At 62.6% G+C, this 11,793-nt stretch carries 11 protein-coding genes and 1 tRNA gene; 2 read left to right on the top strand and 10 right to left on the bottom strand.

Annotated features, from left to right (window positions below; all coding sequences use genetic code 11):
• Positions 1–37: 37 nt before the first annotated feature.
• From AC0YKC_RS29295 to AC0YKC_RS29305, 3 genes are all read right to left on the bottom strand, one after another.
• Positions 38–1,717, bottom strand: a complete 1,680-nt coding sequence (locus AC0YKC_RS29295) for a hypothetical protein (RefSeq protein WP_488513592.1) — start codon at positions 1,715–1,717, stop codon at positions 38–40.
• 150 nt (positions 1,718–1,867) lie between these two features.
• Positions 1,868–2,740: a hypothetical protein gene (locus tag AC0YKC_RS29300; RefSeq protein ID WP_488513593.1), complete on the bottom strand. Its 873-nt coding sequence runs from the start codon at positions 2,738–2,740 to the stop codon at positions 1,868–1,870.
• Positions 2,741–2,755: 15 nt separating this feature from the next.
• A complete protein-coding gene (locus AC0YKC_RS29305) occupies positions 2,756–2,968 on the bottom strand; it encodes a hypothetical protein (protein ID WP_127240460.1) in 213 nt (70 codons plus the stop codon).
• A gap of 118 nt (positions 2,969–3,086) precedes the next feature.
• Between AC0YKC_RS29305 and AC0YKC_RS29310 the strand changes: the two genes are divergently transcribed.
• Positions 3,087–3,446, top strand: coding sequence for a Rid family hydrolase (locus AC0YKC_RS29310; RefSeq protein WP_488513594.1), 360 nt, complete (start codon positions 3,087–3,089; stop codon positions 3,444–3,446).
• 19 nt (positions 3,447–3,465) lie between these two features.
• Here the strand turns inward: AC0YKC_RS29310 and AC0YKC_RS29315 are convergent, their stop codons facing one another.
• From AC0YKC_RS29315 to AC0YKC_RS29345, 7 genes are all read right to left on the bottom strand, one after another.
• Positions 3,466–4,284: an MBL fold metallo-hydrolase gene (locus AC0YKC_RS29315; protein WP_488513595.1), complete on the bottom strand. Its 819-nt coding sequence runs from the start codon at positions 4,282–4,284 to the stop codon at positions 3,466–3,468.
• 3 nt (positions 4,285–4,287) lie between these two features.
• Entirely contained in the window at positions 4,288–5,082 is a 795-nt protein-coding gene (locus AC0YKC_RS29320) for a TatD family hydrolase (RefSeq protein WP_488513596.1), read from the bottom strand.
• The gene (metG, locus tag AC0YKC_RS29325) at positions 5,082–6,629 is read right to left on the bottom strand and encodes a methionine--tRNA ligase (RefSeq protein ID WP_488513597.1); all 1,548 of its coding nucleotides are present in this window, start codon (positions 6,627–6,629) and stop codon (positions 5,082–5,084) included. Before metG ends, AC0YKC_RS29320 begins: the two co-directional genes overlap by 1 nt.
• 90 nt (positions 6,630–6,719) lie before the next feature.
• Positions 6,720–7,775, bottom strand: coding sequence for a DNA polymerase III subunit delta' (locus tag AC0YKC_RS29330; protein ID WP_488513598.1), 1,056 nt, complete (start codon positions 7,773–7,775; stop codon positions 6,720–6,722).
• Positions 7,772–8,446: a dTMP kinase gene (gene tmk / locus AC0YKC_RS29335; protein ID WP_320295604.1), complete on the bottom strand. Its 675-nt coding sequence runs from the start codon at positions 8,444–8,446 to the stop codon at positions 7,772–7,774. The genes AC0YKC_RS29330 and tmk overlap by 4 nt, the downstream gene beginning before the upstream one ends.
• Positions 8,447–8,518: 72 nt before the next feature.
• Positions 8,519–9,697: a D-alanyl-D-alanine carboxypeptidase family protein gene (locus AC0YKC_RS29340; RefSeq protein ID WP_488513599.1), complete on the bottom strand. Its 1,179-nt coding sequence runs from the start codon at positions 9,695–9,697 to the stop codon at positions 8,519–8,521.
• Between the two features lie 128 nt (positions 9,698–9,825).
• Complete coding sequence (locus AC0YKC_RS29345) at positions 9,826–11,091, bottom strand: septal ring lytic transglycosylase RlpA family protein (RefSeq protein WP_320295606.1); 1,266 nt, start codon at positions 11,089–11,091, stop codon at positions 9,826–9,828.
• A gap of 608 nt (positions 11,092–11,699) precedes the next feature.
• Between AC0YKC_RS29345 and AC0YKC_RS29350 the strand changes: the two genes are divergently transcribed.
• Positions 11,700–11,789: transfer RNA gene (locus AC0YKC_RS29350), tRNA-Ser, on the top strand.
• Positions 11,790–11,793 lie beyond the last annotated feature (4 nt).

Below are 11,793 nucleotides of genomic sequence, written 5' to 3' on the forward strand. Positions count from 1 at the left end.
CTGAAAAGAGGGAAGGGGAGGGCCGCAGCCCTCCGATTTAGTCGCCCGCCGAGCCGTTCGCCGGGATGTCGTCAGCGACGACAGCCGCCTTGTCGATCCGGGGTTGCGGTGCGTGGGTGAGCACCTTTGCGTAATCGTCCACGCTTTCCTTGAGGCGCGGGCCGAAGACCGTATTGCCCTCAATGAGCAGGTCACCCTGCGTCACGCATTCGAACGGATCCTGATTGGTCACGACGAACACCGAAGTGTTCATGTTCGTGCACAGGTAGAAATCCGTCCCGAGGGTCGGATTGACCGTTTCGACCGCCCAAAGGCGCTGACGATCCTCGTCAAACGGATCGGTCGCGCCGGGACGGTAGAACTTGCCGCCGATGCGAGGGGTGTTGACGTTCCAGCGATAGTTGAGCGGAGCGTAGCCGAACACGCCCGTCGGAGTGGCGTGCTGGACGTCCATGTAGCGGTTCGGAACCGCCTCGACCTTTTCAGGGTCAAGAGTGTCGCGGAGATAGTGCGGGAAGTTCGCACCCGTATCCGGATAAGTGCCCGGCACCACCGGATAGTGGTAGAGCGGGTCAGCCTGCCGCTCAAACAACTGTTCCGGGGTGATTTCCGCAACAACCATGATGATGCCGCCGACCGGGATACGCGGGGTTGCGACAGACATTTCAATCTGCGTCGCACCGTTGACCACGCTTTCGGTCAGGTTGGCAGCGTCCGACGCATAGCGCTTGGACATGCCAAAGATCGTCGTTTCTTCACCGAGCAGGATAGGCTGGCGCATCGCCTGTTCGGGGATGGTCAAGCCATCCATGAGCATGTTGATGAGATAGTCGTCATCGAGCTCATTGTACTGGGTCCGCAGCTGCGCAAAGGCAGCGGTTTTCTTCGCCAGTTCGATGTTGGACAGCGACACGGTAATACCGTTCGCCGCCATTTCGGCGAAGATTTGCGGGATGCCGCCCGCGTTCGGCGCGGCGGACATCTTGATGGCGAAGCCAGCGCCAGCAAGTTCCGTCGTCGGATAGGTCGGGGTGCCCGCCGTACCGTTTTCACGGACGGTTTTCGCGCCGGCGCCAGTGCCGCCCGGCTGGATCACGCCGATACCCTTAACGGGCAACTGCGTGTTCACGACGTTCAGCGCGACGTTGCCGTCCACAAGGGCCTGATCGAAGTTCGGCACGATGTGGCGGAACTGTTCATGCCGCCAGAAGGCCGGCGCGAGGTTCTTCGCGGTGAGGGCGCGGAGCGCCAAATCCGGGGACCGGTTCTTTGCCCGGAAGTTCCAGATTTGGTTATAGGCCTCATGATAGGCCAAGGTCACCTTGTCGCCGGTCTTCGCGTGAAGGCCGAGATAGACCTTGATGTCATCCGCAGTCGCGGAGTTGAACGTCTCACGCTGAACGAACGACTGGACCGGACCGCCGCTGTACTGTTCGACGCCCTCATAAGCGCGGTTAACGGCGTCGATGCTGTCGAAGCGATCGAAGGCCGACCAAGGCACAAGATAGGCCTTAACCGAGACGTAGACGGCGTTCATGAGAATTTCCGCCGTTTCCATCATTTCGAAGGAAAAGCGCATGCGGCCCGAGCGCACCGCATCTTCGCGGAGCAGGGGGACCGCAGCAATAGGAACCATCTTGCCAGCAGGCAAGGAGGTGATGCCGCGCACGGTATGGATACGGTTCGACCGTTCCACCGTGATAGGCTGAGTAGACATGCGGGAAATCCGCGTGTAGTCGCCGTCGATTACGCGAGGGCCGTTACCGCCTCTTGAGCGAGCCATTTTTTCTACCTTTCAGTTTGGTGATGACGCGACGGAGCGCGCCGGACAGGACTTTGCGACGACGTGCGCAGGACGCGCACGCCATTAGAAGGACGGCCCCGACAGGGGCATTCCGAAGGGCGATTGATAGAGTTGGACGCCACGGCTAGCCGCCGAGCCGCGCACGCGTGCGGGCTTGTATGGCTTGCCCTTGCGGAGGCGCGAGACGCGATCCGCGATCATGCGATCCCCCGCCGAAGCGTAGTGATCGAGATTGTAGAGGATGTCGCGGCCAGTTTGGGCCGCCCATGCGACGGTTGAGCCTAGTTCGCTATCACCGTACGCATCCTCGAAGCCGGACACGTCCGGGCTTGTCGGATCATGGCGCAAGAAGCCATTGGTGAAGCTGTCCAACCACGGAGTGTTGTTCAGCTTACCGTCCTTCAACGGCGGAGGCGTGAAGGAGGAGAGGGCGGCATTACCCTTGGAGGTTGCGCCGCCCCCTGGCATCGAGCCCGAAACCGGGCCGTAGATCGGGTTCCCGGTTAACTGCCCAAGGACAGTTAACGGCGGTCCTTTTGCCCATCCCCGAGATAGGGAAGCCGGGGCATTCCGAACACCAGCGCCGGAAGCAACAGGCCCGTTCCGACTAGGAACAGTGTGTAGAAGATTTCCGGTTTCCGCGTTGAGGTTTGCGATTTGTGCGTCAAGCAGCCTGCTCCGTTGAGACCGTTCGGCGTCTTCGAACGGGTTGAAATTGGTCAACCAATCACCGACGCGTGATAACGCGCCGCCGACAGGATTACCCGGAGTGGTTGTTGACGTAAAGCCCGCCGATCCACCGTTGCGGATTGCGGTCAGCGGGTTGAAGCCAGCGGCTTCCGCATCGCGGACCATCCGCTGATAATCAACGTGCGAGGTTGTTTCCTGATCGCCCGAGCCAAAGAGGCCGGAGAGCAGCGAGCCACCGAGGCCCAAGAGGGCTTCGATGAATTAGGCCGCCTCCTGTTTGTCGATACCGACGAGGGACAGGGCCTTGCTGGTGATTATGTCACAACCAACCAGAACAACAGCCAGCACGCCATTTGCGAACTGATCCGCCAAAGTGCCATCAAGGCCCCATTTGGCGACGACGTAGGTAGCAAGCGCAGTGCCCGCACGCGAGGCGAGCGGGACGACGATTGACCGGAGGATAACATTTTTCATTCATGCTCCCGATTTTCGTTTGAGGTTCGAAAACGGTTCGCATGGTTTCGAGCGTTACGCTAAGTCGCATAAGATATATTATGGAACTGACGCATTGGCCGGAAGTGGCGGGAAGCACATGGGAAAGAAGGCAATTATCCCATCAGGGATGGAACCGCTCTATCGCGACTGGAGAATGTCGCCCGGACTGGAGTGCAGCGGGTTGGACGGCACTCTGTCAGCTGACCCCTCCGAGCAGATATGGGACGCTTTCATCCAGGTGCAGATGGTGCTCCAAGAAGGCGGGCTCACGTTCGGAGACGTTGTCGAGGTCACTTCGTATCACGTCGGGCTTCGCCATCATCTGGAGCAATTCAAGTCGATATGGGCGCAATTCGTGCGCGAACCTTACCCTGCATGGACGGCGATTGAGGTCGCGGGTTTTGCCTCCGATTCCGTGGTGATCGAGTTAAGGGTCGTGGCGCATCGTTCTGGCTGACCGCTTTCCGTCGACCGTCTCAATCTCGCTCGTAAGCGATTTCGATCATCATGCCATCATAGGCCGGTACCACATGCTCCGGCGTTTCTGCCATCACCACGGCGTAATCCAGCGGCACGTGCATGTGCGTCAGCACAGCGTTCCTGGGCGCCAGCCTTTCGATCCACTCCAGCGCTTGGCCGAGCGACAGATGGCTGGGATGCGTGCTGTACTGCAACGCGTCGATGACCAGCATGTCGAGGCCGTGCAAACGTTGCGCGGTAGCGGCCGGAAAGTCGCTGATGTCGGGGCAATAGGCGAGCCCGCCGACGCGAAAGCCCAGCGAAATGATGTCGCCATGGATCTGCGGCAGCGGCTCAAGGGTGAGGGGACCCCCCTCGCCTTCGATCACCACCGGCCTGGCGTGGTCGATAAGATGCGGCTTGACGATCGGCGGATAGGAACTGCCCGGCGGCGTCTCGAAGCAATAGCCGAACGCCTGGCGCAACCGCAGCATGGTCGGCTCGTCCGCATGGACATCGATGCGATGGCGTTGCTCGAGCACATAGCCGCGCAGATCGTCGATGCCGTGGATATGGTCGGCATGCGGATGCGTGTAGACGACCGCGTCGATGCGCTTGACGGAGGCCAACAGCATCTGCTCGCGGATATCCGGCCCGGTGTCGATGACGACCGTGGTGCGCGCGCCGTTGCCGGCAATACGCTCGACCAGCGCGGCCGTGCGCATGCGCCGGTTCTTTGGATTCTTGGGATCGCAGTTGCCCCAATCGCCGGTGATGCGCGGCGTGCCGGGCGATGAGCCGCAGCCAAGAACGGTAAAGCGCAGCCGATCGCCCATGCCTCAGCCCGCCGCTATGTCGGGACGCGGTATCTTGGTGAACAACCGAAAGAAGTTCCCGGTGGTGATATCGGCGATCTCGGTCTCGCTGACGCCAATGGTCTCGGCCAGCACCTTCGCCGTGTTCGTCACATAGGCCGGTTCGTTGCGTTTTCCCCGATACGGGATTGGCGCAAGGTAGGGCGCGTCGGTCTCGACCAACAGCCTCTCGCGCGGGACGTCGGCGGCGATGGCGCGCAGCTCGGCCGAGTTCTTGAAGGTCAGGATGCCGGAAAAGGAGACATAGCCGCCCAGCGCCACGCCGACTTCGGCCAACCTGCGTCCGGACGAAAAACAGTGCAGAATGAAGGGGAAGGCGCCCTTCCCTGTTTCGTCCTCGAGGATCGACGCCATGTCGTCGTCGGCATCGCGCGAATGGATGACCAGCGGCAGGCCGGTCCGGCGCGCGGCGGCGATATGGGTGCGAAAGCCTTGCGCCTGCGCATCGCGCGGCGCCTTGTCGTAATAGTAATCCAGCCCGGCTTCGCCGATCGCCACCACCTTTGGATGGCCGGAAAGCCGCACCAACTCGTCGGCGGTGACGTCCAGTTCTTCCGCGGCATTGTGCGGATGGGTGCCGACCGAGCAATAAACCTCGCTAAAAGCTTCAGCGATTTCAAGGATTTGCTGAAAGCGCCTCACGCGCGTCGAGATCGTGACCATACGGCCGATTCCGGCGGCGAGGGCGCGGGCGACGATAGCCGCCCGCTCCTCGGCGAAGTCCGGAAAGTCGAGATGGCAATGGCTGTCGACCAGCATCAGGCTTTGGCATCCTGCTCGACGTAACGGGGAAACACGCCCTCAGGCGCCGGCAAGGCGGTGCCAGGGACCAGCGCATGGTCGGCATGGACATGCTCGAAACTGCGCTTGTCCGCGGGCACGGCCAACAGATCGAGCAGTTTCGCAGCCGACCCGGGAACGAAGGGCTGGCAAAGCACCGTCACCCGGCGCACCACCTCGGCCGTCGTCCATAGCACGGTTTCCATGCGCTCCGGATTGGTCTTGCGCAGCGCCCACGGCTCCTGCGAAGCGAAATAGCGGTCCGCTTCCGACACCACGCCAAAGATCGCCGCCAGCGCCAGGTGGATGCCCTGCTCCGCCATTGCCCTGCGCGCGACGGCAAGCGCTTCCACGGCCTCGTCGAGGATCGCCGTGTCGGCCTCGGTGAGGTCGCCACGCGCCGGCACCTTGCCGCCGCAGTTCTTGGCGATCATCGACAGCGAACGCTGCGCCAGATTGCCGAGGCCGTTGGCGAGATCCGCGTTGGTGCGGTTGACGATCGCTTCGTGGCTATAACTGCCATCCTGGCCGAACGGCACCTCGCGCAGGAAGAAATAGCGCACCTGGTCGAGACCGTAGTGTTCGACCATGGTGAACGGGTCGACGACATTGCCGACCGACTTCGACATCTTCTCGCCGCGGTTGAACAGGAAGCCGTGGGCAAAAACGCGCTTCGGCAGGGCGATCCCCGCCGACATCAGGAAGGCCGGCCAGTACACCGCATGGAAGCGCACGATGTCCTTGCCGATGATATGCGTGGCCGGCCAGAAGCTCCATTTCTCTGACTTTGTATCGGGATAGCCGGCGGCGGTGATGTAGTTGGTCAATGCATCGACCCACACATACATCACATGCTTGTCGTCGCCGGGCACCGGCACGCCCCACTTGAAGGTGGTTCGTGAGATCGACAGATCCTTCAGGCCGGACTTGACGAAGCTGAGCACCTCGTTGCGGCGTTCCGCAGGGCCGACGAAATCCGGCTGGCTTTCATACAGCGCCAGCAACTTGTCCTGATAGGCGGACAGCCGGAAGAAATAGCTTTCCTCCTCGTTCCATTCGACCGGCGACCCAAGCGGCTCGCGGCGCACGCCATCCTCGCCGAGCGTGGTTTCGCTCTCGTCGAAATAGGCCTCCTGCCGCACCGAGTACCAGCCGCTGTAGCGGTCCAGATAGATGTCGCCATTCGCGGCCATCGCCTTCCAGATCGCCTGGCAGGATGCGTAATGGCGTGGCTCGGTCGTGCGGATGAATTCGTCATTCGAGGCGCCGAGGGTCTCGGTCATCGAGCGGAAGATTGCCGAATTGCGGTCGGCAAGCTCCAAGGGCGTGATGCCTTCCTTCTCGGCCGTCTGCTGCATCTTGAGACCATGCTCGTCAGTGCCCGTGAGAAAGAACACGTCCTTGCCGTCCAGCCGCTGGAAGCGGGCCAGTGCGTCGCTGGCAATAACCGTATAGGCATGGCCGATATGCGGCTTGCCATTCGGATAAAAGATCGGAGTGGTCAGGTAGAATTTTTCGCGTGCCATGGATGAAATCGCCATGAATGTCTGAATGGGAAGTGTGGCGGTGGATATCTCATCGAGACGGCGATTGCCATCCCGAGGACAAGGGCGCATTCACATTCGCATCGCAGATTTCAGGCGGTCGATCATGGTCAGGGCGTGCTGCTTCTTGTCGAGATTGTAGGTCTCTGCCTCAGATATCGTGTTCAGCGCCTCGTGCCAAGCCTCGGACAGTGTTTTGGCCCTGGCGAGATCGCCGGACAAAGCCGCCTCGCTGGCGGCGGCCGAAAGCAGGTCCAGCGCGCGGCGGTTGAAGATGTCGAACTGGATCGCCTGGTCGCGTCCGGCCACGGCTTCGGCAAGGCGATGGGCGCCGGCGATGTCGGGCTTCCTGGCCGCCACCAGCGTGTCGAGCGCGCCGGCGATCTCCAGCCCGCCATACTGGGTGAGCAGGATCGCGTTGCGGGCGCTGCCCCCTGCCCGCTCGGCAAGCGCCGCGCGCGCGGCCGGATCGTCCGGCGGCGGCGGCTCGACATTCTCCAGCACCGCCATCAGCTCGTCGGCGGCCAGCGGCGCCAGCCGCACCATCTGGCAGCGCGAGCGGATCGTCGGCAACAGGCTGCCCGGCGCGTGCACGATCAGAATGAACAATGTGCGCGCCGGCGGCTCTTCGAGATTCTTGAGCAAGGCATTGGCGGCGTTGGTGTTCATGTCGTCGGCCGGATCGACGATGACGACCCGGTAGCTGCCGTCATGCGAGGTCATCGACAGGAAGCGGCTGACCTTGCGGATCTCGTCGACGGTCAGCACCGTCTTGAAGCTCTTGGTCTTGTCGTTGGCCGGACGGGTGAGGTGCAGCACCGAAGGATGCGCGCCGGTGGCGATCTGGCGAAACAGCGAGGAGGCCGGATCGGGAACGGCAAGCATGTCGGGCGCCGTCTTGAAATCCGGATATCTCAGAAGATGGTGCGCCATGTGAAAGGCCATCGTCGCCTTGCCGATGCCTTGCGGCCCGGTGAAAATCAGCGCGTGCGGCAGCTTGCAGCCGCGGTAGGCGCTCGCAAGCATCCCGGCCGCCGTCGCGTGGCCAACCAGCCGCGCCGTTTCAGCCGGCTCGGGCACGCCGTCCAGCGTGTCATGCTGTTCCGGAGCGATGCGTTCGAAGATCATGCCGGCGCCGTCTCAATCCTTTGCGCCGGCATTCGCTCTTCCAGCGCCGTGAAGACGGCGGCGGTGACGACATTCTCCACCGTATCGGGATCGGCGGAAGCGTCGATGACGATGCAGCGCTCCGGCTCCGCCTCGGCAATGGCAAGGAAAGCCTCGCGCCGTCGCCGGTGAATGGCCAAGGTCTCCTTTTCGAAGCGATCGGCGGCGTCCCCTGCCCCGCGCCGCGCCGTGGCCCGCTTCAGGCCCTCGACCGGATCGATGTCGAAGATCAGCGTCATGTCCGGCATCATGCCGTTGATGGCCACTGCCTCCAGCGCTTTCATGAAATCAGCATCGAGGCCGCCCGTGACGCCTTGGTAGACGCGCGAGGAATCGATGAAGCGGTCGCACAGCACGATCGAGCCCCGCTCGACCGCCGGCCGGATCACCTGCTCGACATGGTCGGAGCGCGCGGCGGCGAACAGGATCGCCTCCATCTTTGGGCCGAACGGCTCGGCCGCGCCCGACAGAAGCACATGCCTTACGGCCTCGGCGCCGGGCGATCCGCCTGGTTCGCGGCTGACCAGCACTTCATATTTCTTGGCGCGCATGCGCCGCGCCAGCCGCTCGATCTGCGTCGACTTGCCTGCTCCTTCGCCGCCCTCGAAGGTGATGAAAAATCCGCTCGCCAATCGAGACTGCCTTTGCCCGTGCTGGCCGCTGTCATAGCTCCCGTCCGACAAAAGGTCCACGAAGTTGCCCGATCACAAATGTTTCTGACGCAGCCAGCCGACAGCGAGTTCCTTGGCCGCGTCGAGCGCACGCTGCGGCAGCGTGCCCACTTTCACCGACTCGGCGGCATAGAGCGGCGTCTGCTGGCTCAGCGTATCGCCTATCCAAACGCGCAATTCTCCGACCGGTTGCCCCTCCTCGACCGGTGCCGATACCGGACCCTGGTAGACGATCCTGGCGGTCAGCTTGTCGCGGTTGGCGATCGGCAGAAAGATGTCGACCGGACCTTTCGCTTTCAAGGCCAGGCCCGACTTGGCGCCGCCGAAAACCTGCGCTTCGCCGACGACCTCGTCCTTGGCGAATATCTCGGTCTTCTGGAATGACCGCGAGCCCCAGTCGAGCAGCTTGCGCGCCTCTTCGGAGCGTTCGCGGTCATTTGCCAGTCCGCTGAGAGCGGCGATCACGCGCGTGCCGTTGTGGCTGACGGTGCCGACCAGGCCGAAGCCCGCCTGCTCGCTGGCGCCGGCCACAAAGCCGTCGGCTTCGATGCCCATGGCGATCAGCGGATTGCGGTTTCTTTGCGCGATCTTGTTCCAGGTGAAGTCCGGCTGGCTGTAATAGTGGAAGAATTCCGGATAGTCGCGCCACAGATGCAGCGCCAGCATCGTCAACTCCCGCACCGTCGTCTGCTGGCCGTCGGCCGGCAGGCCGGTCGAATTGACGAAGGTCGATTTCTGAAGACCGATCTGGCGGGCGCGATCGGTCATCTGCGCGGCGAAATTCGCTTCCGAGCCGGCCATGCCCTCGGCGAGCACGATACAGCCGTCATTGGCCGCCTGCACGGTGACGCCCTGGATCAGATCCTCGACGCGGACCTCGGATTTGAGCTTGGCGAACATGGTCGAGGTTCCGGACGGCGCGCCGCCGGTGCGCCAGGCGTTTTCGCTGACCACGAAAGTATCGTCGAGCGTGATGCGCTTCGACTTGATGGCGTTGAAGACCATTTCCATCGTCATGAGCTTGGCCATCGAGGCCGGCGGGATCGGCTTGTCGGGATCCTTGGCGAAGAGCACGGTGCCGGTGTCGGCATCGATCATGAACGCCTGCGTCGCCTTGGTCTCGAAAAGCTGCGCGCTTGCCGGGACCGCGCAAAGCAGCGCCAGCACCAATCCCAGAAGGCTGGCGAAAGGCGGAAAAATGCGCAGTTGCATGAAATGTCGACCCGATCTGAGCAACACCGGAGACGTTGAACGGTTTTCGCCCGGAATTGCGCAAAGACTACCCCTCGGCCAAGCTATCAGGGTTTTTTCGGCCGGATCAACGGGCAGCGCGAATTTGATCAGTTACGCACAACCAGCGCGTCCGGCGCGCCATGCGACCAGGCCGCCTGAAGCAGGTCGTCGACGCTGCCATGGCCGTCCGGATAGACATTGACCGCATACCAGTCATTGCCGTCGAGTTCGGTGCGCTGGATCTCGGTCCGGCCGAATGGCTCGAGCGCCGAGGCCACGCGCTTTGCCTCCGCGGCTTCGTCGAAGGAACCGGCGGCGACATAGTCGGATGCCGGCGCCTGTTCCTGGCGGTTCGATTTCCGCCACGACTGCAGGACATCGGCAGGCGACATGCCACCGGCATCGAGCGCGGCAAAGACGTCGGCACGCTGCACCCGCTCATCCGCATAGGACAGCGAAGCCACGGCGAAGGGTGAGTTCGGTGGCAGGGCGAGGTCCGGCCGCACCGGCACGATCGGTCCGAAATCGGGCAGCACGACATCGCTCGCGCCCTGTGTCGAGAACGCCGCCGGTTGCACGGTCGGCTGGTCCGACAGGCCCGGCTGCGCGGCAAAAGCCTGCCCCGAATTGGTCAACTGTCCAGGGAACGGCACGGCGGCCGGCGGCACGCCCGTCGACAAGCTCGGCGACGGGCCGTTCATGGCCACCATCACGCCGGTCGGCAGACCGTCCGACGGATCCGGCCGGTTGTTGCCAGGGTGATAGGAGGCCACCAGATACTGATCGTCGTCACCGTCGAGCGGCGCGCGGCCGACATATTCGACTTTGACCCTGGCCGTGCCGACCTTGTCGTAGTCGAGCATCTGCGCCGCGCGCTCGGAGACGTCGATGATGCGGCCCTCATGGTAGGGACCGCGATCGTTGACGCGCACGATCACCGAGCTGCCGGTCTCCAGATTGGTGACGCGGGCATAGCTCGGCAGCGGCATCGTCGGATGCGCCGCGGTAAGATGCGTCATGTCGTAGACTTCGCCATTGGCGGTCAAACGGCCGTGGAAGGCGTCACCATACCAGGACGCCAGCCCGACCTTGGTGAAGCCCTTCTTATCTTCCTTCGGATAGTACCACTTGCCGCGCACCTGGTAGGGCTTGCCGAGCTGGTCGCGACCGCCGCCCCGCCGCATGAACTGCACGCGCGGGCTTGCCTTCACGCCATACTCGGACTCGGCGAAATATTCCTTGGAGCGAGCCTTCTTGTAGACCATGCCCTTCGGTTCGGGCTGCGAGGCGCAGGCAGCCAAAATGAGGCCCGAAAGGGCGCACAAGGCGAAAGCAGAAGCGCGACGAAGACGCGGGCGCGCCGGAGTCTGCATGTTCTCGATTGTCCCCTACCGTACTGCCACCCGACGGGGCCAGAAGTCGCCCACCAGGCCAACACCTTGATCCCCAATCCCTTTTGCACCGGAATTGCTTATCACGATGTTAATCGATTATGGCAGCAACAGGGCGAGATTATGGCGAGAATGCCGGGCCATACCCCCGGCAAGCCGCCTGCCCCGATTCCGAGAGGCAACGCCGGCAATATCCGCACCGCCAGGAAGGATCATCGGCGAGCCAAAACCTGCAGGCGAACAGACGCTTGTCCGTTATTGTGGCAGTGCGGACGAAGCCTGCTGAGCAGTCGCGCGCGACAGCATCTCGCGCTTCGTTAGGAGCGGCTTCTCGTAGTCTTTCTTCACAGCTTCCCCCTGCTTGAAATATTAGCAAGTCGACATTGGCCGACCTTGCGCCGAATTGTCAATGCAGCCGATTCGATGGAATGCCTCGCGGCTCGACGGTGGCCCGCCTGATTGCTTCTTGCGCATGATTGGCTCCTTGCGATTGACAGGTCTTTGCGCGACGCACTAGAGCATGGCGCGCAGTCCTATCGACACAGCCCTTGTGGCCAACGAGACGGAAGCGCCCTCGTGAAGATCACGACGGAGGGATGGCCGAGCGGTTTAAGGCACCGGTCTTGAAAACCGGCGTGGGCGCAAGTTCACCGTGGGTTCGAATCCCACTCCCTCCGCCAGCAA

Source organism: Mesorhizobium sp. CNPSo 4661, assembly GCF_057784215.1.

Bases quoted from the DNA above. Each gene is read 5' to 3' on its own strand.
- AC0YKC_RS29295 (WP_488513592.1), bottom strand. From the start codon at position 1,717: ATGTCTACTCAGCCTATCACGGTGGAACGGTCGAACCGTATCCATACC.
- AC0YKC_RS29305 (WP_127240460.1), bottom strand. From the start codon at position 2,968: ATGAAAAATGTTATCCTCCGGTCAATCGTCGTCCCGCTCGCCTCGCGT.
- AC0YKC_RS29310 (WP_488513594.1), top strand. From the start codon at position 3,087: ATGGGAAAGAAGGCAATTATCCCATCAGGGATGGAACCGCTCTATCGC.
- AC0YKC_RS29315 (WP_488513595.1), bottom strand. From the start codon at position 4,284: ATGGGCGATCGGCTGCGCTTTACCGTTCTTGGCTGCGGCTCATCGCCC.
- AC0YKC_RS29320 (WP_488513596.1), bottom strand. From the start codon at position 5,082: ATGCTGGTCGACAGCCATTGCCATCTCGACTTTCCGGACTTCGCCGAG.
- metG (WP_488513597.1), bottom strand. From the start codon at position 6,629: ATGGCACGCGAAAAATTCTACCTGACCACTCCGATCTTTTATCCGAAT.
- AC0YKC_RS29330 (WP_488513598.1), bottom strand. From the start codon at position 7,775: ATGATCTTCGAACGCATCGCTCCGGAACAGCATGACACGCTGGACGGC.
- AC0YKC_RS29340 (WP_488513599.1), bottom strand. From the start codon at position 9,697: ATGCAACTGCGCATTTTTCCGCCTTTCGCCAGCCTTCTGGGATTGGTG.
- AC0YKC_RS29345 (WP_320295606.1), bottom strand. From the start codon at position 11,091: ATGCAGACTCCGGCGCGCCCGCGTCTTCGTCGCGCTTCTGCTTTCGCC.